This window comes from Rubritalea profundi, assembly GCF_002954445.1.
Taxonomy (GTDB): Bacteria; Verrucomicrobiota; Verrucomicrobiia; order Verrucomicrobiales; family Akkermansiaceae; genus Rubritalea; species Rubritalea profundi.
On sequence record NZ_MQWA01000001.1, the window covers coordinates 2755737 to 2780981 of the forward strand.

Sequence of the window (25245 nt, forward strand, 5' to 3'; positions counted from 1 at the left end):
AACTGGATTGTTAAATTTGGTGAGAGTGGCATCGATGGCTTGAGGCCTCGTAAACGAGGTCCCAAGTTGACGACTAAACTTAAAATTAGCGTCGAGCAGCAAGCTCTTATCCGAGCTAAGCTAATCGACAAGACCCCAGAGCAATATAGGTTAGAGTTTGCGTTATGGACTAGAGAGGCTGTTTCAGAACTCATCAAACAGGAGACAGGCCTGGAACTCGACCGTCGATTAGTTGGGAGCTATTTAAAGAGATGGGGCTTCACCCCTCAACGACCAACGAAGAGAGCGTACCAACGTGATGACAAAAAAGTGAAGGCTTGGCTGGAGGAGCAGTATCCCGAGATTGAAGCAGCAGCAAAAAAAGAAGGAGCCCAAATTCAATGGACTGATGAGGCTGGGATGAAAAGTCACGATCATCGTGGCAGAGGTTATGCACCAAAAGGAAAGACTCCTATACGGAAGCCCAACCCAAGTTACGAAAAGATAAACATTATTAGTTCTGTTACCAATTTGGGAGAGCTCACATGGATGTGCTACAAGGAGAGTTTTACAACCAAGGTGTTTCACCAATACTTGAAGAAACTCATTGAGAAAGCTGTTGGCCGCAAGCAATACGTGATACTAGATAATCTCAGAGTGCATCACTCCAAGCTTATTAAGCGCTGGGCTCGCCGCTACCCGACACTGATCGAGTTGAAGTACCTTCCCAGCTACTCTCCTGATTTGAACCCCGATGAATATTTTAACTACGACTTAAAAACCGAGCTATCCAAGCGGCCAGAGAGGAGAACGAAGGGTAAGTGGAGTTCAACAGTCACAGATTGCCTTGTCGAAATGGAAGATAAGCCACTCAGACTGAAATCGTATTTTAAATCTAAGCACATAGCGTACGCGGCATAAGTTAGACCCACCTAAATAGGCGGCGAGTTAATATATTGTCGGAATGATGGGTTTGTTAGTTAGATTTAAGCAGCAGAGCTGAATCGAAGAGGGGCTCTGAGCCTTTCAAGTTCTCAGAGTCATTCCGAAAATATAACAGCTCAAATAGTATTAGCTGTTTTTTTGGAAAAGATTGATCGGGCTCATCTCTAACAAACCTACAGCAGTCGGTACTGCTGCTGGAGTAATTGTTGGACTTGTGGTTATTACTCCTGCTGCAGGATCTATTGATGTAATGGGGAGCATTCTATATTGGCTCTACCTCTACCGTTGTCTGTTATCTAGCTGCTACTAAGCTCAAGCTCGCATTCAATTACGATGATCGCCTAGATGTCTTCAGTGTACATGGAGTCGGTGGTATTGTTGGTGCTCTTCTAACGAGAGCGTTTATCAGAGAAAGCTACGTTGATACTAATGGTTGCGGTCAACAGTTCTGGGTTCAGGCTAAAAGTGTGATGTTTATGGCTCTTTGGAGTGCTGCTAGCAGTGAGCGTCGCTATATTGATGGCATATATATATATGTAATGGTCTTCGCGTTGATGGCGACGTGGAATATGTTGGGCTAGACCTGAGTTGTCACTGTGAAGAAACCTATGGATCAGATAGTTAAAGTGCTCTTTAAACGATCAAGATAGTCGGTGAATGTTAACTAGGTAGTCGATCGAGCTAGGGGTTCTGAGGTAATTTTTTAAAATAAATATGAAAAAAATGTTACTTTTTTGTTTTACGTGAGAGCCAGATGTGCTAACAAGAACTCGTTATGAATAACAATATTACATTATCCCTACTCGGTGGTGCACTTGTTTCTGGTTCTGCTTTCGCAGGCGAAGTAGTTGCTCCAGTTGTTGAAGCAGCTCCTTGTTACGAAGCTGACGTTATGGTCGGTGCACACTCTGACTACATCTGGCGTGGCGCACGTCAAGGTTCTAATCTTGTTGATGCTGCAGTTAACCTTTCTAAGTCAGCTTGGGGTCTCGACTTCACTGCTGGTGCTTGGTACGGTTCTTTCGAAGAAGAAGTTTCAGGTTATGACTCAAACCTTGACGAGCTTGACCTTACATTCGGTGTAAGCAAGGACTTCGGTTTTGCTCGTTTCAACACTGGCTACATCTACTACAACACTGACACACTCATCGGTAACGATGAAGCGTCTGAAATTTACGTAGGTTTCAGCAAAGAGCTTTGCTACGGCCTTAGCTCAAGCCTCACTTACTTCATCAACACATCTGGTGATCTTGGTGGAGACAGTGAGTATGATAACAACGGCTACTCAGTGCTCTCACTCGCTAAGTCAGACCTCTTCCTTGAAGGTCTCACACTCAGCAACGACCTCGGTTACCTCGTTGAAAAAGGTCAACTCAACCACAACACAACCACACTTGGTTACGATTACGCTCTCTCTGAGAACGCAACAATCACACCATACCTCGCTTACACTTGGGAGCTTGACGCTCTTGAAGAGCACGGTGCTTCATTGACTGGTTCAGAGCAAAACCGTTTCCACGGTGGTGTAGCTCTCACAGTTAGCTTCTAATCCAAGCTAATTAGTAAACATTAATTTTTGCGGGCAAGACTTCGGTCTTGCCCGTATTTTTTTAGCCCAATAAAAAACCGCAAAGGAGAGTATCCGTTACGGTTTTTCTATTAGAATAAAGAGTGCGTCAGTTAGGTCATCATGATGCCTTTGCGCGATGGATACTTAGCAGCGTTGATGAGTAAGAGTGTATGCTCTTCCCAAGTGCGTCGATCAGCCTCAGCGAGAGCGTCAGTCATGCTCATGCCGCTTTTAAACAACAGGCTATAGGCGCTTTTGATTTCTTTGCGCTGCTCAGCATTGAAGCCAGCACGGCGTAGTCCAATGACATTGAGGCCGACCAGCTGATTTTGGCTGTGGACCATGCAGTAGGGTGGGATGTCCTTGCTGATGGAGGCATTACCTTGGCAAAATGAGTAATCTCCAATCTTAAGGAATTGGTGGAAACCAGCCCCACCGCCAAGAAAGCAAAAGCTGCCGATTTGGACATGACCAGCAACGAGCAAGTTATTGGCGAGGTTGTTGCTGTCACCGACTTGTACATCGTGTGCAAGGTGGCTATTGATCATAAGCATGTTGTTATCACCGACTGCAGTGAAGCCTCCTTCGCTGGTGCTTCGGTGAATGGTAACGTGCTCACGGATGGTGTTATTCTCTCCGATGATGACGCCTGAGTTGATAGATTTGTCGAAGGTCGTGTCTTGTGGGTTTCCTCCAATGTGTGAGCCAAAGCCAACAAAGTTCTTTTTACCGAGGGTGGTGTGGCCGCTTATCCATACGTGGGGATCGATGGTGCAGTCATCGCCGAGTGTTACGTCGGCATCAATGATGGTGAATGCTCCAATGCTGAGGTTAGAGCCAATCGTGGCGTCCGGGTGAATGATAGCAGTAGGGTGGATCATGGAAATGTTAGTGGATGAGTCCGTGTTCACGGAATGAAAAGTAGGCATCACGCTGGGCTGAGGGTGAGCCAATGATGAGGTGGTCTATGCAACGGACCTGAAGGAGCTCAGCTGCTGCATGAACCTGCTGGGTCATTTGTTTGTCGGCCTGACTGGGGCTTGGGTCACCAGATGGATGGTTATGTACAAGTATAAACCCCCATGCTTGGTGGAGGATAACGTGGTGGAGTACGTCTCTTGGGTGGCAGAGAGTCTCATTGATCGTACCATGAGAGAGCTCGATGGTGCGCATGTGTTTTAGGCGTGCGTCAGCTAACAGGAGAAAGAGTTTCTCATAGTTTTGATGATCCACAATGGGACGCATCAGATTGTAGATTTCTTCAGGCGTTGCGATCGAGGCGTTGTTGATCTCTTCCTTTGCGGAGCGCAGACCTAGCTCAAAGGCTGCTGCGATTTGGGCGGCTTTGGCGGGGCCAATTCCGTGTTGCTTAGCAATTTCTTTGAGCGGGCTACGACCAAGGGCTCGGAGATTGCCGTGGGAGGTGAGTAATTCTTGCGCTATGTCGATGGCGCTCTGGCCAGCCACGCCAACCCTGAGGAAGATGGCGATGAGTTCAGCATTGCTGAGTGCCGCAGGCCCCCATTTGGCGAGTTTTTCTCTCGGGCGATCTTCCTCTGGGAGGTCGCTGATGCGGCTACTTTGCATTAGATTATTTATTAGGAATGATGAGGCAACAGGTGGCCATGGCGGCGATGCCTTCTTTTCTGCCGACAAATCCCATGGTCTCGTTAGTCGTGGCTTTGATGCCGATGTCTTCAGGTTCTATACCGAGAGCTGCTGAAATATTTTTCTTCATGGCTGTGAGATGTGGCATGACTTTTGGAGCCTCGGCAACAATGGCTGAGTCGACGTTCTGTAGTTCGGCTCCTTTTTCGTCAGCGAGAGCTCGGCACTTTTTGAGAATGTCGAGCGAGCAGATGCCCTCTATGCTGGCGTCTTCAGGTGGGAAATAGAAGCCGATGTCTGGCAGGCCTAGAGCGCCGAGTACGGCATCGGCAATGGCGTGGCAAAGCACGTCAGCATCTGAGTGGCCTAACAATCCTACGGAATGTGGGATATCGACACCTCCGAGGATACACTTGCGACCTTCGGCGAATTGGTGGACATCGTAGCCGATGCCTGTACGGATTTTCATAAGATAAAAGTGAGTTAGATTGTGATAGTTTCCCCAATAGCTGGGAGAAAGAGTTGCTTGCCTTTGCTGGCGAAATGTTCGCTTGCGGCAGAGTGATCAATTTCGATGTAGGGGAAGGTGTCAAAGTGGGTGCCCAATACTTTATCGACGCCAATCCAATCAGCACAGATGGCCGCGTCTCCATAGCCCATGGTGAAGTTGTCGCCGATACAGAGGACCGCCCAGTCGAGCTTGTGGAACTCACCGAGTAATTTCATGTCATAAGTGAGCGCGGTGTCTCCAGAGAAGTAAAAGTTACCTTCGTCGGACTCGATAACAAAGCCACCAGGGTTGCCGCCGTATGTTCCATCAGGCAGGACGGATGAATGCACGGCATTGACGAATTTGACTTTACCGAAGGGGAGTTGGACCGAGCCTCCGTGGTTGAGCGGGTGGCTTTTCTCGTGGCCTTTTTCACCAAACCAACAGACAATTTCATAATTGGAGATGAGGGTGGCACCCGTGCGCTTGAGGATTTCTTCAGCGTCAGCAATATGGTCTTCGTGACCGTGTGAAATGAAGACGAAATCTGCTTCGATGTCCTCTATGTTTATTCTTTCAGCTTTTGGATTGGGTGAAATGAAAGGGTCGAAGAGGATCTTGTATCCATTGATTTCGACTGAGAAGCATGAGTGACCATAAAAGGTTGTGTTCATGTTAGGAATATGAAGCGGAATAGATATTTTAGAAGAAAAAAAGCCGCTGATTCATCATCAGCGGCTTTGAAGTTGTTTTATAAATGTGGGTCGACTATCGTCTAGGTTGTCCCTGAGGCATTGCTCCTGGAGGCATCTGGAATGGCATGCCTTGTGGTGCTGGGCGTTTGCCGATCTTGGTGAGCTCGACTTCAAAAATGAGTGTTGAGTTTGGTCCAAGCTTTGCGCCTGAGCGACGCTCGCCGTAGCCGAGCTTAGCTGGGATGAATATCTTCCATTTGGAGCCAATTGGCATGATCTTCAATGCTTCAGAGAAACCTGGGACAACCTGTAGGGTGAATGGGACTGGCTGGCCTTCAGGGGACTTGTCGAACTCTGTTCCGTCGATCAATGTGCCGCGGTAGTTGACGAAGAATTCTGACTGCGTGTCTGCTCCACCGGGAGCGTCCTTTGGTACTTCGTATTTTTTGTCGCCACCTTTTTCAAGAATGAGGTACTGGAGGCCGCTTTCAGTCGTTTTGATGCCATCTCTCTTCGCGTTTTCTGCGAGGAAAGCAGTGCCTTTTTCGAGGTTTTCTTCACCGATCTTTTTGTCGCGCGCCATCAGCGATGCCTGCATTGTTTGCATGGCTGCATCGAGTTGCTCAGGGGTGAACTTGCGCTCTGCTCCTGAGAGAGCTTCGGTGAAGCCGCTCAAAAATGCGTCTTTATCAAAGTCGGATACGATTAAGCCCGCGTCAGCGAGTTGGAGAGCGCTTTGATAGCCAATTCCATAGAAAGTACGTGATTTGACGACTTCAGGAGAGAGTTGCTCAGCTTTTTTTTCTGCAGCTGGAGCTGCAGGAGTTTTTGGCTCTTGAGCGAATGATGTTGCCGTGAAGGCGAGGCCGATTGCGGCGATGCTTAGTTGCTTTTTCATGATATGAATTTGAGGAAATAGGAAAATAGGTTTCACCTAGTAGTCTGTCGAGAGTTTAGCGTGTCCTTTTACCTAGAGCGGTGGAGAGCTGAAACATTGTTTAAAAATGATTTAGATGGAGTACTTCTTCCCAGGGGTTGGAATAATGCAATCTGTTTGCGGAAGTTTGAGGGTGATTTGCTGGTGGAACCACTCGATCGCGGCAATATCCCCGTGTACCAAGAAGACCTGCTTAGGTGCTACCCGGAGGATGTAGTCGAGGATGGCATCGCGGTAGAATGTCCTGAGAAATCAAAGATCTCCACTGGGCAGTTAAGGACGACAGCTGGGTGTTCCTTGTTGAGTTTTACTGTGTCACCCTTCTTCGTTTGGCGGATGACTCCACCAGGTGTTTGCGGGTCACAATAGCCGACAAAGAGTAAGCTGTTGTTTGGGTTGCTTATGAATGTTTGTGCGAAGTTATTAGAGGTGGTTTTCTCCGTCATCATGCCGCTAGAGAGGCAGAAAATGGCACCTGGTCGGTAAGTGATGGGTGCGCGTTTTTGATTCTTCGAGCCAGTATTGATGTCCATGTCTTCAAGAATCTTGAAATCAGGAACCTTGCGGCTGGTAGAGTCGGAGAGTTCGTCGAAGAGTAAGGTCATTTTGGTGCTGAGCCCACCCATGTAGACGGGTGTCTTTGCCGGGATGCGTCCATCTGTCTTGAACTTGTGAATCATCGTCATGACTTCCTGAGTCTTGCCCATGGCAAATACTGGTATGAGGGCTGAGCCACCGCGCTCGAGTGTGTCGAGAATCGCCTGACAGAGATTGTTTTCCTCTGTGTCGCGGTCATAATCTGGTTTTCTAGGCGCAGCTCCACGAGTGGTTTCTACGATGAGAGTGTCGATGTTCTCCTCTGGGAAACGTGCGCCGCTGATCAGGGTTTGATCGTCAAACTGGATGTCGCCAGTGTAAAAAACACGCTTGTTGTCGGACTCGATCATTACCCCTGCAGAGCCTAAAATATGACCAGCGTCGTGGAGTGTGAGTTGGGTGTCGCGATTTATTTTCCACGGTTCTTTGTACTTTTTTGGCTCCCAGCGTGTCGCAAGGCGGTCGAGTTCGCGGTGACCGTAAAGTGGGTATTCCGTGATGCCGAGTTCTAAGCGCTTACTTTGCATCACATTCACTGAGTTATGCAAAAGTGCTTTGGCTAAAGCTGCTGTAGCTTCAGTGAGGTAGAGTGGGGCGTCTTGCTGGTCACGCATCAGCACTGGGATCGTCCCAGTGTGGTCAAGGTGTGCGTGGCTTAGGACGATAGCGTCTACGCTGTGAGGTGAGAGTTCGTGGTGAGCTGGAAGCGCAGCGATACCTTCTTCCTTCGGATGCATCCCCGAATCTAACACAACCTTACTGTCGCTCGTTTCTAGGAGGTAGCAGTTGGCTCCGATTTCATTTTTGCGTGCTAGATTTTGAAAAAACATAAATTGATCGGACGCAGTCTGGTTGAGGTTTCTAGCAAAAGCGAGTGGTTTTTTTTGGTACTAAATTCCAGCCTCTTCTATGGTCGGCCCGTATAAAGGCAAAGAGATGTATTGCCTCTCACCGAATTCGTGATAGAAGTAGGGTTATGGCTATATTTAAACTACTTATCGGTGTTAGCGCAGTGGCGTTGGCTCTATCTACAACTTCATGCTGCAACTGGGGCAGCACAAACACATCCTGTAGTAAGGGTGACTGTGATCTCTGGCCAGTGGTGCAGGATCATGCAGGATACAGTAACGCATGTAAATCAGACTAAAAGGCGTAGACCTTCTAATTTATTTTGAAACCTTTCAGGTGAAAGCTTGAAAGGTTTTTCTTTGTGTCTGGCTGACTAGGTGCCACAGAATGTTTCATGGACTATCTCATCAGCAAATGGTGCTCGTTCTAGGTCTGCGTATTCTTCTTGTTCGGAATAAGGATTACCGAGTCCGTCTACTAGTCTGTGAAATGGAGCGAAATCATTATCGTAAGCAGCTTGGATTGCTTGTTCGACTCGGTGGTTTCGCGGAATGAGTACTGGGTTACTCGTGCGCATTCTTTCTAGATGCAATGCTTGGGCCGTTGCTTCCTCCCAACGAGCAATCCATTGATTAGCTTCGGTTGCGTCGTTAAATAGCTCAAGCAAACAGTCCTTGGGAGCTCCGCTGGCGACTTGAGTTAAGTGGCGGAAAAAGAGTGTGAAGTCGACTTGTTGGTTGGCGAGCAGGGTGAGACCATCTTGCACCAGAGAATCTGCAGCTCTATCGGCCAAGCCAAATTTAGCTCTAAACCGGGCCATGTATTGGGAACTGAAATATTCTTGAAAGGTGTCGAGTGAGGATTGAGCGATAGCAATGGCTTGATCGGTGTCGTCAGCAAGCAAGGGCAGTAAAGTCTCGGCAAAGCGGGTCAAGTTCCACAGGGCTATATTGGGTTGGTTTCCCCAACTGTAGCGCGCATTGGCATCGATTGAGCTGAATACGCACTGTGGGTGGAAAGTGTCCATGAAGGCGCAGGGGCCGTAATCTATAGTTTCCCCTGAGACAGCAGTGTTATCCGTATTCATCACCCCATGGATGAATCCGAGCGACATCCAATGGGCTATGAGATCGGCTTGAGCAGTGATGACGTGATTAAGGAAAGCTGTGTAGGGAGCTTCAGATTCTAGAGCTTGTGGGAAATGGCGCTGAATGCAGTGGTCAGCGAGAGCGCGCAGCTCGGAGGTGTCTTTTCGGGCTGCAACGTACTCGAAGGTGCCCACGCGAATGTGACTGGAAGCTACCCGGATGAAAATGGCCCCGGGCAGTGTCCATCCTGTCTGACAACAGTTTCGCCAGTGGTGACTGCCGCGAGGGCTCGTGTAGTGGAAACTCCGAGAGCTGCCATGGCTTCACTTAAAATATATTCCCGAATCACTGGGCCGAGCGCCGCCTTGCCATCTCCACCACGGGAGTAGGGAGTGCGACCGGAACCCTTGAGCTGCATATCGTAGCGCTTAGAATCCGTTCCTATGATTTCACCCAGTAGGATTGCTCTGCCATCACCGAGCTGTGGGTTGTAGCCGCCAAATTGGTGGCCGGCGTAAGCTTGAGCTAGCGGCTCTGAACCATCGGCGATCGTGTTGCCTGAGAGAACTGCAATACCCTCTGGGGATTGGAGCCAATCGGCGTCGACCGAGAGTTTTTCTGCGAGCTCAGAATTCACGCGCACAAGTTTCGGGGCGGGAACTTGGGCTGGCGAAAGCTTGGTGAAAAATGACTCAGGCAGCTGAGCGTAGGTGTTGTCGAAATGAATTGCAGGCATCGTATGGATAGCTACCGAAGTCTGGACGGCTGACTCAGCTTATGCGAGAGCGTTTTTCGCCATGGATACGTGGCGCAAAAAAGCCTCACATATGTGAGACTTTTTTAAATGGTGCTCGAGGGGGAATCGAACCCCCACGGCCTTAACGGCCACTAGATCCTTAGTCTAGCGCGTCTACCAATTCCGCCACCCGAGCAGGTGTTGTTTGGTCTGGGTGGTTTCTAGGCGATATCCGCCTGTTGGCAAGGGATTTCTGCTAAAAAAGTAGAAGAGCAGTGTTCTGGGCGTGAAAAAGCCCACCAATGGTAGTAGGTGGGCTTTAGTAAAGTAACTAGATGAAATTTAGTGGATCAAGGGATTAGCCAAGTTGCTTGTTCCAATCAGTGATACGGTCAGCGTGCGCTGCGAAGAGTGCTGCTGTGTCGCCGTGGATCTTGATGCTTTCGATCTTGTCGCCTTGGACGATGGAGTTGATCACGTCTTGACCCTTGGTTGTCTCACCGAAGACCGTGTGGTTGCCGTCGAGGTGTGGAGTAGGACCGTGAGTGATGAAGAACTGAGAACCGTTGGTGTTAGGTCCAGCGTTCGCCATGGAAAGGATACCTGGCTTGTCGTGCTTGCGAATTGCGGGCTTGCACTCACACTCGAACTTGTAGCCTGGGCCACCCATGCCTGTACCAGTCGGGTCGCCACCTTGGACCATGAAGTTGTCGATTACGCGGTGGAAAACGATGCCATCGTAGAATCCGCGTGAAGCAAGATTAAGGAAGCTGGCACATGTGACAGGTGCGTCGGCTGAGAAAAGTGTGATGTCGATGTCACCCTTGTTGGTGGTGACTGTGATGTTGATGTCTGCGAGATCGCTCATAGTGGCGGGAATTTAGAGTGGGATGGGCAAAGGATAAAGGAAAAAGGGTGAGAAGTGAGAAGTGATTTACTGGCCACGGATGTCTAGGATTGAAATGTGGCCGTCTTGAATGATCCAGCTGATGGCGTAGCCGACAACAACGGTGACTTGAGTGGGGCTGGGTGCGAGGAACACTGACCATTGGAAATCTCCGCCACGTTCGGGGGTTACTTGGATCTGGCGTAGTTGCTTGAGCAGCATGTCGCGGCGTTGGCCGGTGGGGGGTAACTGCGCGAGCGCTTTGCTGTGCAACAATAGTTTGGGGAGTCCCTGCATGGCTTAAAGGTCGTCGAGGTCTTTCCAAGATTGTTCTAACTGGTCGTTCATCCGGCTGCGCAGGGTCTCAAAGTAGTTGCTGTCGTCGACTAACTCTAGGTGGGTGAGAAAGATCCCCAGCTCACCACGTTGCTCGGCGGGAAGCTCGCGGATGGCTTCTTTGATAGTTTCTAACTCCATGGGGGAAGTGTGTGGCGGCGGTTTCTAACCGCCAAGCCTTATCTTTGACCAGTAGGTTGGAAACCTCCGTCACCGGGAATTTCTCTTGTTGAGGGTAGATAAAGAACTGGTATAAGACGGAGGTGGATATGGAGAAAAATGCAGGGGAGTGCTGGGCAATGTGTCCGGACTGCCAGGGGCGAGGGAGGAGAAGCCGCAGGCTTTCAAAAAAAAGTGCGGCGGAACTACCAGAGGGAGTTGGATGAGTTTGAAAAAAATAACAGTGGCGGGCTGGCTCCGATACGGCCCAAGGGGCACCTCGATGCTTGCTTAATCTGTAATGGATCAGGGCTAGTTCCTGCTGCCCATTTCCCTGTAGTTGATACTGAGAACTATCCACATGTTGCGATTATTGGTGGGGGAATTGGTGGGATAGCTCTTGCTGTGGCTTGCTTGCACCGTGGTATTCCTTTTACTATCTATGAGCGTGACGGTGGCTTTGGTGTGCGCTCTCAGGGGTATGGGCTGACTCTGCAGCAGGCGAGTAAAGCGATAGAGGGGCTGGGGGTTTTCACCCTAGAGGAGGGAGTTATTTCGACAAGGCATGTGGTGCATACTACCGAGGGTAAAGTGGTCGGAGAATGGGGGATGAGGAAATGGGGAAGGTCCGATTCTAAGGCTGCATCGAGACGTACCAATGTCCACATAGCGCGGCAGTCGTTGCGCGCAGCTCTGCTTGAGGAACTCGGTGGGCACGATGCGGTGCAGTGGGGACACCAGTTGGTCGATTTTAAAGAAAACGAGGGCGAAGGGGTAGATCTCCATTTCCAAGTGGAGGGCGAGATAAAGAGCATCAAGGCAGATCTTGTAGTGGGGGCGGATGGGATTCGTAGCTCGGTGCGGAGGCTTCTTATCGGCGAGGAGGCTTCACTATTGCGCTACCTTGGTTGTATTGTGATCTTAGGGATTTGTCCTTTGGAGAATCTCGGAGGTATTGAGAATCCTCTGTTGGACTCAGCTACGGTGTTTCAAACGGCCAATGGCAATGAGCGGATGTATATGATGCCTTATTCGTCGGACTCTGTGATGTGGCAGCTCAGCTTCCCTATGCCTGAAGAGCAGGCGAAAGTGCTCAGTGCTCGTGGAGCTCAAGCTCTCAAGGACGAAGCCTGTCGTAGATGCGATTGGCATGATCCGATCCCTCAGATTCTAGCAGCCACTGATCACTCGCTGATCTCTGGCTATCCCGTGTATGATCGAGCATTGCTCCAGCCTGAACTGTTGGAGAGTGGATCTCAGGTGACTTTGATAGGAGACGCTGCGCACCCGATGAGTCCCTTCAAAGGACAGGGAGCGAATCAGGCGCTGCTAGATGCGCTGGCATTGGCTCGGGCTATCACCAAAGGCTGTGGGCCATTCGCTGATGGAGAAAAAAGAAGCTTGAGGGAAGCTGTGTTAACAGAGTTCGAGTCAGAAATGTTGGAGCGTAGTGCTACAAAAGTGAAGGATTCAGCAGAAGCCGCAGAGTTCCTCCACTCCGAAGTCGCCATCCACGAAAGTGATGCGCCGAGAGGGCGGTGTCGGGATTAGTCATTGGTCATTTGAAAACGAAACGGTAAGTGTGACAGCCACTGAGGTGAAGTCAGATATTGAGCTGGTAGCGTGTGTAGCGTGTGTAGCGTAACTCACCAGTCTTCTTAAAGGCGCCTTTTTCAGCGAGGTCTGGTAGATCACGGGTCGCGTTTGGCTGGGATATCTGCGTGTTAGTCATGTAGATTTTAGCGCTTAGTCCGCCTTCGAAGCCCTCAACGCCTTCTCTAAACATTCGATGCACCATTTTTAGCTGACGCTCATTGAGTTGGTTTTGGTGCTGACTGAGGTTGCAGCCTGATGATGTGTATCGGCGACGTCCAATACTACGAGTTATTGATGGAATGGTGTCGACGGGTTACATGACTTTTATCAGTAGAAAGCGGCGGATGTTTTCCGTGGCGCGACCGTCTCGGTCGCTTTAATCTTCTAGTGTAGCCTGGCTTTCAGCCAACAGATAGCGCTGCGCCGGAAGACGTTTAAGCGAGCGAGACGGTCGCGCTACTTTGTGACCAGCTACTATGCAGAATGCACACTACCGAATAACCCCGCGTTCCGCGGTATCGAGGAACTTGATGAGGTGCTTGACGTGCTTGTTGTTGGCGCTGTCGGCGATTTTTAGTTCGGCGAGTGATACTGCGAGGTTGGTGTTCTTCTTGAGGAAGATCCTTTTATACGCACGGCGCAGGTAGGCGATGTCTTGGTCGGTGAAGCCTCGGCGCTGGAGGCCGATTTGGTTGATCGAGCGGACGGCTGCGGGTGCGCCATCGACGATGGTGAATGGTGGCACGTCTTGCACGACCTTGGTGCAGCCGCCGATGAGCGAATGGGCACCGAGTCTGCAGAACTGATGGACGCCGGAGAGTCCAGAAATGATGACGTAGTCTTCGACTGCGACATGCCCGCCAATAGTGGCGTTGTTAGAAAAGATGCAATTGTTGCCGATGATGCAGTCGTGTGCGACGTGCGAGTAGGCGAGGAAGTTGTTATCATCACCGATGGTGGTGGGCGTTTCCTCAATGGTAGAGCGATGGATGGTGGTGTTCTCGCGGAAGGTGTTGCGGTTACCAATCTTGAGATGGGTGGGCTCACCGATGTATTTGAGGTCCTGGGTGCGCTGGCCGATGGCGGAGAATGGATAGAAGATGTTCTCTTCGCCAATGGCTGTGGTTCCATCGATCACAACGTGTGATTTCAGCTCACATCGGTCGCCGATGGAGACGTTGTCACCAATCATACAAAAGGGGCCAATGGTAACGTCGTTACCAATGGTGGCAGAATCTGAAATGACGGCTGTCGGGTGAATCATGGGATTTAGTTAGTAGGAGAAAGGGGGGAAGGAGAAAGTAAAAAACTCTAAGATTAGGAAAACTCATCTCTTTGGTTATCTCCGTTCAGGCGCTATGTGGGGGTTTTCTCTAGGTTTCAACTAGCCGGCCTAATGACCCGTGACTAATGACAGCAACTCCGCTGCTACCGCAACATCGTGGCTGCCTTTCTGACGGCGTTGATGAGAGTTTCTACTTCTTGCTCGGTGTTGTAGATGGCGAATGAGGCTCGGGTGGTGCCGGTGATGCCGAAGCGCTGCATCAGCGGCTGGCAACAATGGTGGCCGGTGCGGACGCCGACTCCCATTTGATCCATCAGCGTGCCGAGGTCAAAGTGGTGGATGCCTTCAATACCGAAGGAGAGGACGGATGCCTTGTTGGGAGCGGTGCCGTAGATTTTGATACCATCAATTTCTGAAATTGCTTCAGTTGCGAGCATGAGCAGTTTGTCTTCGTGCGCGGTAATGGTGTCGAGTCCGATGTCTTGCATCCATTCGAGAGCGGCTGCTAGAGCTATTCCACCCTCGATGTTCGGTGTGCCAGCCTCATATTTGAATGGAAGTTCGTTGTAGGTGGTTTTTTCGAAGGTGACTTGTTTGATCATTTCACCGCCACCACGCCATGGTGGCAGCATCTCGAGTAGCTCTGTGCGTCCCCATAGGATGCCAATGCCGGTTGGGGCGTAGGTCTTGTGGCCTGAGAATACGAAGAAGTCACATCCAATCGCTTGGACGTCGATCGCCATGTGCGGAGCGGACTGGGCGCCATCAATAAGCGTCCAGGCTCCGACTTTTTTCGCTTTGGCGATGAGGATGTCGATCGGGTTGATGGTTCCGAGGGCATTGGAGACTTGGCTGACTGCAACGAGCTTGGTCTTTTCGGTGAGTAGTGAGTCGATGTCGCTGAGGTCGCATTCTCCAGAATCGGTGACGGGGATGACATCGAGTGTGGCTCCTGTCCGCTGGCAGAGCATTTGCCAAGGGACTATGTTAGAATGGTGTTCGAGCCCAGAGATGAGGATGCGGTCGCCGGTGGTGATTTTACCTGAAAGGCTGAGTGTGTCGGCGACGAGGTTGATGCCATCGGTGGTGCCGGAGGTGAAAATGACTTCGTGCTCGTGTGGTGCGTTGAGGTGTTTCGCGATGCTGGTGCGGGCTTTCTCGTGGGCATCGGTGGCCTTGCGCGAGAGGTAGTGAACGCCGCGGTGGATGTTGGCATTGAGCTCAGAGTAGTATGCGCGGGAGACGTCGAGCACGGCTTGGGGCTTCTGGACTGTGGCGGCATTGTCTAGGTAGACGAGTGGTCTGCCATTGATCTCTTGGTGGAGGATCGGGAATTGTGCACGAAGGTCTGCGTTCATTAAGAATTTAAGATTGGAAATTTAAGATTGGTACAAGAGGAGCATTCATTTGGTTTCAACTTGATGGCCCAATGACTCTTGACTGATGACTGATGACTGATGACTTCCTGTGGGTTACTCTTCTTCGAAAAGGTCGAGGGCGGCGAGCTTACCAACCGTATAGAGGCTAAGGATGAAATAGCCGTCGATGTTGCTCGCTTTGGCGTAATAGAATGCGCTTCTGCCAGATTTTGAGGATTTTCCGAGTGTGAGTGTGTAGGTGGACAATTGCGACGGCATTCCCTCGTTGTCAAATTCTTGGACGCTGATCGAGGCGGTGAATGCTGGAGTTTTTAGGGCTTCGATCGCAGCGGTATTGTTCGGGCTGAGGCGTTTTTGGGCGATGAGAAGATGGTTTGCGTTGAGGAAGAATTTGGCGCGTTCGGGGAGAAGCTGGTCACTCATGTCTTTGTCGCCGAGTTTAGCAACGAGGCTGTCCTCTAAGTAATTGTAGTCGACTGTGAGTTTTTCTTTGCCGGTTTGTTGGGCTGTGAATTGTTTGATGTCGATGACTGGGAGGTTCCAGATATCCTTGGGTTGCCAACTCCAATAGCGGGTTGGAATGCTGGAGACGATCTCGGGTGTGACTTCCCAGACTATTTGTGTGCCACGGAGGCTGGCGTAGTAGCTTTCGGTGTTGGTTCCGTCCTCGGCTTTGCGTGTGACTTTGCCGAAAAGCAATTGCATGTGCTTGGATTCGAAGAATAAGAAGTCAACGATGATAGACGGCTTATCCAGTCCGAAAGGTGAAAGGTCTACGGCAGCATCGCTGGCGAAATCTTTGATCGGTGTGAGGGCAATTTTTTGCATCAGCTCAGCAAACACGCTTTCGTCGATGGCTTCTTTCTTGTTGCTAGGAGTGATGAGTTTGTAGGGGGAGCCCGGAATGCGCGCGACGATGACTGGTTCTGCTGGGGTTTGAGGGCTGCGTACAATGATGGAGCGAAGGTCGGACCGTGTGTGCTTGGACCACTGCATCATTTGGCGGGAGCGTAGTTCGTTCACTGAATTGGGAAGTTGGGTGATGTAGTTAGATGTCTTCTGGGTTGCTATGAGTGGGAGCTCAAACACGACGTCTCGGTTGCTGATAGTGGCGTAGCTGGAACCAGCACCTTCGGATGGTGGATAAACTTTGAGAGTGATTTCCTCATCAGCGCCAAAGCTAGTGACTGCGACTTCGAGCGTGTCCTCTGGGGTGTCGGGAAGGGTGATAGATCCGGTAGGGTGGAGAGCAATGGCTTCGAGTTTCGAGAGGTTAGCTAGAAACTTCATGACTGCATTGCCGTCGGTGGCCAGCTCCAGTGGTTTGGTTAACACCCAAGGGGCATCAGGTCGCGGGTGGCTCAGGACTATCTCGGTCTTGCCGCGCAGTAGTCGAACTTGCTGGAGTGTGGATTTGTTGAGTGCGAAGGGGCGATGATCGCGGAAGGCGCGAAATTTATCTTCGAATAGTGAGTGGATGTCACCCGTGGTGTCCGTGCAAAGGTAGATGTGATCGTCTGCATCTGGGCCCTTTAGGCGGAGATAGACGGTGGGCAGGAGGATTTCTTTTTCTCCTTTGATTTTCTTTTTCCAGGCTGATGACTTGCCAATGCTGAAGTCGGCTATGGTGTCGCCTAGGCTGTTAGTGAACCGGGCATGGATGGCTTTTTCATCAAATCCGAGCTCTTTGATGGTCTCAGCGTTCACTTCGATGTGGTCTTGGATTTCAGCATTGTGAGCAAAGAGTATCAGAGACTCGATGGCTTTAGGTCCATCGGCTCTGTCCTGCCAAGGCTCGGTGCCAAACCATAATCTATTTTCAGGATCGAAGGAAAATTTCATTTTGGCTTGGTCGGCAGTTTTGATGACGACGCTGGAGGTGGCCAGCAGATTATGATCGAAGAGCGGGGCGAAGTCTTCTTTGGCTGGCTCGGTGGAGAAGCTATCGAGGAAATCTACGCGCCCAAGTTGTTGCAGGCTTAGAGTAGCTAAGCCTGCAGTGCAAAGAATGAGGATGATGGAGACGAAGATCTTCAAAATATCTGACTAGAGAGGTTAGGATCTGCGACTATTCCAGAGTACCAGACCAAAGAGTAGCGAGGCAAATGGCATATAGATCAAAATGATTTGATCGATGAATGATTTGTGGGCGGATTGGACCGTGATTTTCTTTCGAAATACAGGTTTTGGACCAATGCCGATGAGGCTTTCGCGCCCGACGAGCCAGTTGATTGTGGAGTTGATGAAGTAGGACATCTCCTCGCGAGCGTTCTCTGGACGTAAAAAATCAGTATTGGCGATGACGACCATGCGAGAGGTGAGTGGGTTGGTGAGGTCACTATTCTGACGGCCTCGGACAACTGCAGCAGCAAGGTTCACGGGAGTTGGGTTGACTGCCCCTTTGATGACTCCTTGGTCTTCTCGCGGGTCAAAGGATGGATTGAGTTCAGTGTATTTGCTTTCTCCCCACCAGCCGTCTGCGGCTTTGAGCAAGGAGAAGGGGGAGATGTTGCTGATGGCGAGTCGGTCATTGGTGCTCATGACTTCGAGGCCTAAGCTGGGGCCGTCTAGTTGCGTGGCTTGGTGGGCGAGACCTTTGTTGACTTCGGGACCCTGGGTGAAGAAGGCCCGTGCAGACGTCAGTGACTGACCTGATTTACTCACGCTCATCACGCGGTTGTCCTGCGGTGAAATCCCGTACTCGCGTAAGAACCGGTTGAAGTGCTTGAGTTTGGCACTGGGGTCGAGAGTGATGAAAAGGCTAGCAGATTCGCGGCCCCAGTACTCGGTGAGTTTGCCGATCTCATGCTCACTAAAGTCGAAGGCTGGCCCGATAATAGCGATGCCTTCTGCGTCGTCAGGGATTTCCAGCGTGGAGGAAATCTGGAGGGGAGAGAGCTGGATGTTCTGAGCTAGAAGCAATGATTGGAAGTTTTTCCACGCTGGAGTTCCTTTGTTTGCTTCGTCGATCCGGGCTTTATCGACAATGAAGTAGAAGCGACGAGGATTGCCTTCTACCGCGCTTACCAGATAGGAGGTGATGTAGGATTCATCGTTCCAGGTCGAGATGAACTTCTTATTGAATCTATCAAACTCCTCAATGAACAAGGACTTTACTGGGATTGTGCGGATGTGTTTCACCAGATCAATTTTCTCTTCTTCTGGAGAGAGTTTCGCATCTGCGATGGTGTTCCTGGCGTCGATGAGAATAGTTTCCTCAGTGATGTCGCGCTGGTAGGTGGTGACGAAGTCTTGTAGGCGATCTCGGTCAAGTGTCGGGTCTATGAATTCGAGCTCAATGTTGTTGCCTGAAAAGAGTTGGTAGTTCTCTAGCTGTCCTCGTAGTTGGAGGTAGTAGGGCGACTTTTGTTTTAGGATTGCCACCATTTTGATAGGTAGCTGACGTTGAAGGACTTCTGGACTGGCTAAGTACTGAGTCGTAGTCTCAGCGAGAGTGAAGTCAGCGTGGCGTGTTAGGTCAAAGCGTTTGTTGTTCGTGCACGAAAGGAAATTGAGCAAGATGACGCAGATCACAGCGAGGACAAGCTGGAAGATAGCGAGCGAGCCCAGGCCGAAGCGATTGATTTTTTTGACAGGACTAGATGCAGGAGAGCCGTTCGACTCATCGAGTTCGTCCTCATTTTTTTGAGATATTTCTGACATGCTATGGTATCAGTGTTTCCAGCGTCGGTAGTCGACGAGGTGGTGAGTGAAAAGAAGGGTGAGCACGCTCATGGAGAGGTAGAATACAATCGGCCGCAGATCTATTAAGCCTCTAGAAAAGTAAGAAAGATGCTCGTGTACTGAAATATAATGGAAGAGTGGAGCTCCTTGGAAAGAGTCGCCTGCAATACTTGGGATGAGACCCATGAAGATGAGGAAGACCAACAGCCCAAACGTGATGATCGCGGCTATAATCTGGCTCGATGTGAGCGCCGAGGCAAATATGCCCACGGCAATAAAGAAGGAACCGATAAGTAAAAGGATGCCGAATGATCCTAGCATTTCAGGCGTCGAGACGGGGGCTGGTGAGCCAGTTACCCAGGTGAAGACCTTGACGTGCAGGAAAACTGGAATCCAGAGAATCGCGTAAAAGGTGTATGAGGAAAGGTATTTAGAGAAAACGACCTGCCAGGTAGTCACTGGGGCAGTCATCAGGCTTTCCAGTGTGCCGCTGCGTTCTTCTTCGGCAAATTGTTTCATTGTGATCAATGGAAAAATGAAAATGAAGTAGAACCAGAAGATCGGCGTAGAGAGACAGGAATAGAGCATGTTTACCTGGATCGGAGCCTTCTCGTATTGCTCTAACACCGATGTAAGGGAGAAGCCCTGCAATAGCATGATAAAGGAAAGCACAACCCAACCAAACGGTGTGGTGAGAAAGTGTTTAAGCTCTTTTTTATAAAGAATGTATAGAGTGCGCATGATGTTCAACTACTGGGCAGAGTTGTAGAGTTAAAGCACTCCCTTTCCAAGCATCAAGTTGGGGAAATGCGTATCGAGGAAGACAAAAAAGGGCATCCTCGTAAAAGGATGCCCGTGAAAGAGACCTGAAATCAGGTTTGCTTAAGCTTCAGCTGCGATGCGAGCTGCTTTTGCTGCTGCTGCTGCTGCGTCTTGTGTTGGGCTAGTGTAGCGGAAACGCTGGCGGTTACGCTTAGAAGCTGTACGGCACTTGCGCTTAGCGCGAAGTACTGGTGTTTCGAATGCACGACGACGGCGCATTTCTTCGAGGATGCCCTCGTTATCGAGAAGTGATTTGAGACGCTTAAGGGCGCGATCTACTGGCTCGCCTTTGTTGATTGTTACTCCACGCATGGTATATATATGAAAATTTTTGTTAATTTCAGGTTGGGAGGCGGAACCTAAAAAGGATTCCAGCATCTGTCAAGCATGTGAGTGAGAAATATTCGGATTCGTTGAGGTCAATCCGAATGATTGAGAGCTTGACTCTTTCGATTGCTCCAAGTGGCCGTGTATTTTAGGACGAGAATCATGACGATGGCACCGGTGAAACTACCAAGGGTGTCAGCAGTCCAATCACCAATGTCATTACCTGAGCGTCCAGGAGTGAAGGTTTGGTGATATTCGTCGATCACGCCAACTAGAGAGCCTACTAGAGTCGTGATGCCAATGCATAAAACAGCATTAAGCTTATTAAATTGGTGTCTGAGCCAGCCGCAGAGCAATCCGCCGCCGCCGAAGAAAAACCCAAAGTGGGCAATTTTGTCGAGGTGGGGGATTTTAGGAACGTTCTCTGGAGCAGGTGTGCCTGAAGATAGAAGCCACAGGGTGACGAACCATAAGGACCAAGCAAAGATCCATGCTTTTGGCCGTTTTTGACCAAAGCGGGTAAAGCGTCTTAACATTCTAACGAATGGTTTCAGTCTGATTGGTCAGCGCGACGGGCTTCTTCCTCAAGTCGTTCAGAAAGCCATTGCTTCATCATCGATTGGTAGTTGAGGTAGCGTGAGCGGGCCATGCGCTTGATCCGTGAAAGCATACGTGGGTCAAAGCGTAGGGTGATGGTCGTGGACTCTTTAGAGTCGCGCTCGTGGACCGAACCCACCATCAGCTTTGCATCCAACTCATGCGTTTGCCAAAAAGCAGATTCTTCCAGCTCGTCTTGAAATTCTGGTATCTCGGACCACTTATAAATCGTATTCATCGTGCTATTCTATTTGTATTGAGCGTATTTACGGTCGTAAAATCGATTCTCACCATCGGTCATTTCGCGAACAGCATAGATGCGGGCCTTTTTACCATCAGTAGAGAAGGCTAGGAATAAGAACCTGTCGGCCACTGTACGGCCTAGCATATAATAGCGTGACTCGCCATCCTGCCGGTCGTGATCGGGTAAGAAACGTACGGCAAACGGGTCTTCGAGAATTTCCTCAATTTCTCTTGGAGAAAAGGAGTTGAGATCAATTTGTGCATCAATAAGGTCAAGTTCCATAACGGCTGATTGATAGACTCTAATGAAATCTATCAAATGGCAACAAAATTGCTACAAGCCTTATTATAACAAGATGGTTTCGAAGCATTAACAAGATTCATGCTTGTGATGATTAGCAGTATCAAGAAATAGACGAACTTTCCAATGGTTGTACGGATTCACCTTGACCGTTCTGTGTCATACCACTAGAAGCCGAACGTTACGCCATGAAGGCGTTCATATCCATGAATATTCACGAGTATCAAGCCAAAGAGCTGTTCGAGAAGTTCGGTGTGCCAAGTCCTAATGGGATGGTAGCAAGCACAGCGGAAGAGGCGGTAGCTGCAGCCAATGCAATTGGCGGCAACGACCTTGTTATAAAGGCGCAAGTCCACGCAGGTGGCCGCGGTAAAGGCACTTTCACAAATGGTTTTAAAGGTGGAGTTCACTTCCCTAAAACTCCAGCTGAAGCAGGTGATCTTGCGAGCAAGATGCTCGGACAGACACTTGTCACTCACCAGACAGGTGAAGCTGGACGTCTTGTTTCCAAGGTGATGATAGCTGAAGCAGCTGACATCTCCCGCGAACTCTATCTCGCTATTCTTCTCGACCGCGAAACATCACAGCCTGTGATCGTAGCATCTACAGAAGGTGGCATGGATATTGAGGAAGTGGCTGAGAAGACTCCTGAGAAATTGGTTCGCCAGTTCGTTCACCCACTTGCAGGCCTCCAGCCATACGAAGTGCGTAAACTCGCAGGTGCTCTTGAACTCTCCGGTGACCAAGCTAAGCAATTTTCTAAGCTGATCAAAAACCTCTACAAGCTCTTCATCGATTGTGATTGCGACATGGTTGAGATCAACCCACTGGTGGTAACTCCTACTGGCGACGTGCTCGCTCTCGACGCCAAGTTTGGCTTCGACGATAACGCACTTTACCGTCACCCAGAGATCGTTGCAATGCGCGATACATCAGAAGAAGACCCACGTGAAGTGGAAGCTTCTACATTCGATCTCAACTACATCGGACTCGACGGCAACATCGCTTGTCTGGTAAACGGTGCAGGCCTAGCAATGGCAACAATGGACATCATCAAGCACTTCGGTGGTGATCCAGCAAACTTCCTCGACGTAGGAGGTGGGGCAACTAAAGAGCAGGTTTCTGCAGCGTTCAAGATCATCCTTTCTGACCCTAAGGTCGAAGGTATCCTCGTGAACATCTTTGGTGGTATCATGCAGTGTGACATCATTGCTGAAGGCATCCTCGCAGCAGCAGCTGAGCTTGAACTTAACATCCCGCTCGTTGTTCGCCTCGAAGGCACTAACGTAGCGCTAGGTAAGAAGCTCATCGCTGAATCCGACCTCGCTGTTATCGGCGCAGACAACCTTAACGACGCAGCCAAGAAGATTGTAGCTGCAGTTAAAGGCTAATTCCTAATTCTTAATTTCTAACTCATAATTTAATATGGCTATTTTAGTAGATGAAAACACCAAGGTACTCATTCAGGGTATCACAGGTGGCTTCGGTGGTAAGCACGCACAGCTTTCCCTCGACTACGGCACTCAGATCGTTGCTGGTGTGACCCCTGGTAAGGGCGGTCAGACATTCGGCGCGGCTACTCCGATTTACGATTCAGTTTCCGACGCTGCCAAGCAGTCCGGCGCCACTGTTTCCGCAATCTTCGTTCCACCACCATTCGCAGCTGATGCTATCCTCGAAGCTGTTGACGCAGATCTCGACCTCGTTATCTGTATCACTGAGGGAATCCCGGTGGCTGACATGATGCGTGTGAAAGCTGCTATGGCTGGTAAGAAGACTCGTCTCATCGGGCCTAACTGTCCAGGTGTTGTTACTCCAGGAACTGGTAAAGACTCACACGGCGGTTGCCGTATCGGTATCGCTCCAGGTTACATTCATAAGCGTGGTAACGTTGGTGTTGTGTCCCGTTCTGGCACACTCACATACGAGGCTGTTTACCAGCTCACTCATCTCGGTTACGGCCAGTCCACATGTGTAGGTATCGGTGGTGACCCAATCAACGGCACTTCCCACCTCGACGTTCTCAAGATGTTCAACGACGACGACGAAACTGAAGCAATCATCATGATCGGTGAGATCGGTGGTAACGCAGAAGCTGAAGCTGCTCGTTGGGCTGCTGAGCACTGCTCCAAGCCAATCGCTGGTTTCATCGCTGGTGCTACAGCGCCTCCGGGACGCCGTATGGGCCACGCTGGCGCTATCGTCGGTGGTGAAGACGACACAGCAGAAGCAAAGAAGCGTATCCTCGCTGAGTGCGGAATCGCAGTCTCCGAGACTCCTTCTGAGATGGGCCGCACGCTCGTCGACATGCTTAAGTAGTCGCCTTCGGCGGAGTTGGCAGTTTTCAGAATTCAGTTTTCAGACTGGATAGATGAAGCGCTAACGACTTTATTTCCAAAACGCTCTCACTAAAGTGAGAGCGTTTTTTTGTTAGTTTGCTAGTAGCCGCTGCTTCTTGGCGGATCAGCGTTGCTAACGTCGATCCTTCGTTAGGGGCGTTTGTGTTAGAACTAATGTGAGAGGGCTTGTAGCTCTGTTTGAGAGAGATCAGCTTGGATAAATATCGGCGTGACTGCTGTATTTTTTGTGTTGTGCAGGGGGGGAGTACTTTTACTGCGCTGTAAATCTGCTGTTCATTTTGATCTATGGCGCTACCGTGAAGGTTATATGATACATGATTTGCTAGGGCACATACTCACAGTCTTTCTTGGCTATTTTGCCATTATGAACCCAGTGGCTAACACGGCAGTTTTTATAGGGCTCACGGCAGACGAGACGGCACAGAAAAAGAAGAAAATAGCGAGAAAATCGTTGTTGATCGCATTCTGTGTGATCACTACATTTGCTTTGTTAGGTAACGCAATTTTCCACCTTTTCGGTATTACATTACCGGCGTTACGGGTGACTGGGGGAATCTTGGTTTTCTTAATTGGCTACCATATGCTCAATGGGGAACGTTCCAAAATGCACAAACCCCGAGGTGAAGACAAAGCGGACGAAGAGGATGCAGACGTTGCTGTTTCACCTCTAGCGGTTCCAATCTTAGCTGGCCCCGGAACGATAGCGACAACCATCAACTTCTCTAGCACGGGTGGCTGGAGTGAATCTTTAATCACAGTCGCCATGTTTGCTCTGCTTTGCGTGGTAACTTACTTCTTCTTTGTTTCTGGTGAGAAAATTGTGCGCTACCTCGGCCGCGGTGGAATCAATATTGTGACTCGCTTGATGGGACTTATCCTAGCGGTGATCGGTGTGCAGATGTTGATTGAGGGGGTGGCAGGGGCCATCGCAGCTAGCTAGGCCCTCAGTGTTTTAACCTTTTTGATTAAGGTAGATTTCTTTATAGGGCTGGATGACGACGAAGCCTTCGCCTTCAAAAATCATCTGGAGAGACTCGCCTGAGGCTCGGCCGAAGAAAGTCTTCAGTGAAACATCAGTCTTGATGTTAGGTGAGAGTCCAGCGCTCCAAGCGACGGTGGCATTAGGGTCGGTAAAGACTGGGCAGCCAGGAGTGACACGCAGAGTGACAGGCTCGTAGTGGCTCGTGATAGCTAAAAGGCCACTACCATTGAATGCTACATTGAACAGGCCTCCCGCCATCATTCCCGCAACTTTCCTCATCATTGAGATCTTATGGTTGAGAGTGGGTTCAAATGCGAGGACATCATTTCCGTTCACAACAATACCTTCGTTGTCCAGGTTAAGAATTGAGATTTTCTTGCCGGCATCAGCGAGGTAAACTTTGCCCTGGCCGTCAGCATAGGTAAGGCGCATTCCTTCTCCTGAAATAGCTTTTTTAAGAAGGCTTCCAACGCCTTGGTCTAGAATTCCCTCACGGGTGAATTTCACCTCGCCACGGTAGGATACCATCGATCCGAGCTTAGTATGCATTCTGCCGTTGAGATTTACTTCTAGCATGCGAGGGGTTTCCAGTTCGAAAACTCCGTGGCCGCGGTCTTGTTGTTCTGTGGCTTCGACAAATTCTGCGATGCTATAGCGACGTGATGGTTCGTTAAGTGTTGGAGGTTGGGTCATGGTTTTATTTTGTATAATTGAGGGTGCTAGATGAACCAATTGTTCAATGAGTAGCAATGGTGAAATGACGGCTATTTTGTAATTTAAAATTCAGCTAACTC

26 protein-coding genes, 1 tRNA gene and 3 pseudogenes are annotated in these 25245 nt (G+C 49.9%); 7 read left to right on the plus strand and 23 right to left on the minus strand.

The window, feature by feature from the left end:
* The 3 genes and pseudogenes from BSZ32_RS12080 to BSZ32_RS12090 form a co-directional block, all read left to right on the plus strand.
* Positions 1-900: IS630 family transposase (locus BSZ32_RS12080; RefSeq protein ID WP_105043648.1), on the plus strand; the 900-nt coding region annotated here is incomplete at its 5' end.
* A 287-nt stretch (positions 901-1187) separates the two neighbouring features.
* Positions 1188-1505 (plus strand): annotated as a pseudogene (locus BSZ32_RS20615) (hypothetical protein); the annotation flags it as partial.
* Between the two features lie 194 nt (positions 1506-1699).
* On the plus strand, positions 1700-2473 hold the full coding sequence (locus BSZ32_RS12090; protein ID WP_105043650.1) for a hypothetical protein: 774 nt from the start codon (positions 1700-1702) through the stop codon (positions 2471-2473).
* Positions 2474-2604: 131 nt separating this feature from the next.
* Here the strand turns inward: BSZ32_RS12090 and lpxA (BSZ32_RS12095) are convergent, their stop codons facing one another.
* The 12 genes and pseudogenes from lpxA (BSZ32_RS12095) to BSZ32_RS18910 form a co-directional block, all read right to left on the minus strand.
* Positions 2605-3375 carry an acyl-ACP--UDP-N-acetylglucosamine O-acyltransferase gene (gene lpxA, locus BSZ32_RS12095; protein ID WP_105043651.1) on the minus strand — a complete coding sequence of 257 codons (771 nt, stop codon included), beginning with the start codon at positions 3373-3375 and terminating at the stop codon, positions 2605-2607.
* Positions 3376-3382: 7 nt separating this feature from the next.
* Positions 3383-4081 (minus strand): RadC family protein, encoded by a 699-nt coding sequence (gene radC, locus BSZ32_RS12100; protein WP_105043652.1) that lies wholly within the window; start codon positions 4079-4081, stop codon positions 3383-3385.
* A gap of 4 nt (positions 4082-4085) precedes the next feature.
* On the minus strand, positions 4086-4571 hold the full coding sequence (gene ispF / locus BSZ32_RS12105; RefSeq protein ID WP_105043653.1) for a 2-C-methyl-D-erythritol 2,4-cyclodiphosphate synthase: 486 nt from the start codon (positions 4569-4571) through the stop codon (positions 4086-4088).
* Between the two features lie 14 nt (positions 4572-4585).
* Complete coding sequence (locus BSZ32_RS12110; RefSeq protein WP_105043654.1) at positions 4586-5266, minus strand: metal-dependent hydrolase; 681 nt, start codon at positions 5264-5266, stop codon at positions 4586-4588.
* Positions 5267-5360: 94 nt separating this feature from the next.
* The gene (locus BSZ32_RS12115; RefSeq protein ID WP_105043655.1) at positions 5361-6185 is read right to left on the minus strand and encodes an FKBP-type peptidyl-prolyl cis-trans isomerase N-terminal domain-containing protein; all 825 of its coding nucleotides are present in this window, start codon (positions 6183-6185) and stop codon (positions 5361-5363) included.
* Positions 6186-6296: 111 nt separating this feature from the next.
* Positions 6297-6407, minus strand: coding sequence for a hypothetical protein (locus BSZ32_RS20620; RefSeq protein WP_425500429.1), 111 nt, complete (start codon positions 6405-6407; stop codon positions 6297-6299).
* A 17-nt stretch (positions 6408-6424) separates the two neighbouring features.
* The gene (locus BSZ32_RS12120; RefSeq protein WP_105043656.1) at positions 6425-7651 is read right to left on the minus strand and encodes an MBL fold metallo-hydrolase; all 1227 of its coding nucleotides are present in this window, start codon (positions 7649-7651) and stop codon (positions 6425-6427) included.
* A gap of 392 nt (positions 7652-8043) precedes the next feature.
* Positions 8044-9494: pseudogene (locus tag BSZ32_RS12125) on the minus strand (protein adenylyltransferase SelO).
* A gap of 109 nt (positions 9495-9603) precedes the next feature.
* Positions 9604-9690, minus strand: a tRNA-Leu gene (locus tag BSZ32_RS12130).
* 162 nt (positions 9691-9852) lie between these two features.
* Positions 9853-10362, minus strand: a complete 510-nt coding sequence (locus BSZ32_RS12135) for a peptidylprolyl isomerase (RefSeq protein ID WP_105043657.1) — start codon at positions 10360-10362, stop codon at positions 9853-9855.
* 66 nt (positions 10363-10428) lie between these two features.
* Positions 10429-10677 (minus strand): hypothetical protein, encoded by a 249-nt coding sequence (locus tag BSZ32_RS12140; RefSeq protein WP_105043658.1) that lies wholly within the window; start codon positions 10675-10677, stop codon positions 10429-10431.
* Positions 10678-10680: 3 nt separating this feature from the next.
* Entirely contained in the window at positions 10681-10857 is a 177-nt protein-coding gene (locus BSZ32_RS18910; RefSeq protein WP_165788815.1) for a hypothetical protein, read from the minus strand.
* Between the two features lie 128 nt (positions 10858-10985).
* Between BSZ32_RS18910 and BSZ32_RS12145 the strand changes: the two are divergent.
* A pseudogene (locus tag BSZ32_RS12145) lies at positions 10986-12426 on the plus strand (FAD-dependent oxidoreductase).
* 52 nt (positions 12427-12478) lie between these two features.
* Here BSZ32_RS12145 and BSZ32_RS12150 read toward each other — a convergent pair.
* The 10 genes from BSZ32_RS12150 to BSZ32_RS12195 all read right to left on the minus strand — a co-directional run bounded on the left by BSZ32_RS12150 (position 12479) and on the right by BSZ32_RS12195 (position 21091).
* On the minus strand, positions 12479-12661 hold the full coding sequence (locus BSZ32_RS12150) for a hypothetical protein (protein WP_105043659.1): 183 nt from the start codon (positions 12659-12661) through the stop codon (positions 12479-12481).
* Between the two features lie 300 nt (positions 12662-12961).
* The gene (gene lpxA / locus BSZ32_RS12155) at positions 12962-13735 is read right to left on the minus strand and encodes an acyl-ACP--UDP-N-acetylglucosamine O-acyltransferase (protein WP_105043660.1); all 774 of its coding nucleotides are present in this window, start codon (positions 13733-13735) and stop codon (positions 12962-12964) included.
* Between the two features lie 164 nt (positions 13736-13899).
* On the minus strand, positions 13900-15114 hold the full coding sequence (locus BSZ32_RS12160; protein WP_105043661.1) for an aminotransferase class V-fold PLP-dependent enzyme: 1215 nt from the start codon (positions 15112-15114) through the stop codon (positions 13900-13902).
* A 114-nt stretch (positions 15115-15228) separates the two neighbouring features.
* Positions 15229-17172, minus strand: coding sequence for a DUF4340 domain-containing protein (locus BSZ32_RS12165; protein ID WP_105043662.1), 1944 nt, complete (start codon positions 17170-17172; stop codon positions 15229-15231).
* 18 nt (positions 17173-17190) lie between these two features.
* Positions 17191-18798 carry a motility-associated ABC transporter substrate-binding family protein gene (locus BSZ32_RS12170; RefSeq protein WP_105043663.1) on the minus strand — a complete coding sequence of 536 codons (1608 nt, stop codon included), beginning with the start codon at positions 18796-18798 and terminating at the stop codon, positions 17191-17193.
* Positions 18799-18807: 9 nt separating this feature from the next.
* The gene (locus BSZ32_RS12175) at positions 18808-19560 is read right to left on the minus strand and encodes an ABC transporter permease (protein WP_105043664.1); all 753 of its coding nucleotides are present in this window, start codon (positions 19558-19560) and stop codon (positions 18808-18810) included.
* Between the two features lie 141 nt (positions 19561-19701).
* The gene (gene rpsU, locus BSZ32_RS12180; RefSeq protein WP_105043665.1) at positions 19702-19953 is read right to left on the minus strand and encodes a 30S ribosomal protein S21; all 252 of its coding nucleotides are present in this window, start codon (positions 19951-19953) and stop codon (positions 19702-19704) included.
* A 107-nt stretch (positions 19954-20060) separates the two neighbouring features.
* A complete protein-coding gene (locus BSZ32_RS12185; protein WP_105043666.1) occupies positions 20061-20504 on the minus strand; it encodes a VanZ family protein in 444 nt (147 codons plus the stop codon).
* Between the two features lie 14 nt (positions 20505-20518).
* Complete coding sequence (locus BSZ32_RS12190) at positions 20519-20803, minus strand: CopG family antitoxin (RefSeq protein ID WP_105043667.1); 285 nt, start codon at positions 20801-20803, stop codon at positions 20519-20521.
* 9 nt (positions 20804-20812) lie between these two features.
* Positions 20813-21091, minus strand: a complete 279-nt coding sequence (locus BSZ32_RS12195; RefSeq protein ID WP_105043668.1) for a BrnT family toxin — start codon at positions 21089-21091, stop codon at positions 20813-20815.
* Between the two features lie 224 nt (positions 21092-21315).
* Here BSZ32_RS12195 and sucC point away from each other — a divergent pair, with 224 nt between their 5' ends.
* The 3 genes from sucC (at position 21316) to BSZ32_RS12210 (ending at position 24409) form a co-directional block, all read left to right on the plus strand.
* Entirely contained in the window at positions 21316-22500 is a 1185-nt protein-coding gene (gene sucC / locus BSZ32_RS12200; protein WP_105043669.1) for an ADP-forming succinate--CoA ligase subunit beta, read from the plus strand.
* 34 nt (positions 22501-22534) lie between these two features.
* Positions 22535-23428: a succinate--CoA ligase subunit alpha gene (sucD, locus tag BSZ32_RS12205; RefSeq protein WP_105043670.1), complete on the plus strand. Its 894-nt coding sequence runs from the start codon at positions 22535-22537 to the stop codon at positions 23426-23428.
* A gap of 351 nt (positions 23429-23779) precedes the next feature.
* Complete coding sequence (locus BSZ32_RS12210) at positions 23780-24409, plus strand: MarC family protein (protein WP_105044848.1); 630 nt, start codon at positions 23780-23782, stop codon at positions 24407-24409.
* 12 nt (positions 24410-24421) lie between these two features.
* Here the strand turns inward: BSZ32_RS12210 and BSZ32_RS12215 are convergent, their stop codons facing one another.
* Entirely contained in the window at positions 24422-25144 is a 723-nt protein-coding gene (locus tag BSZ32_RS12215; RefSeq protein WP_105043671.1) for an AIM24 family protein, read from the minus strand.
* Between the last annotated feature and the right edge of the window lie 101 nt (positions 25145-25245).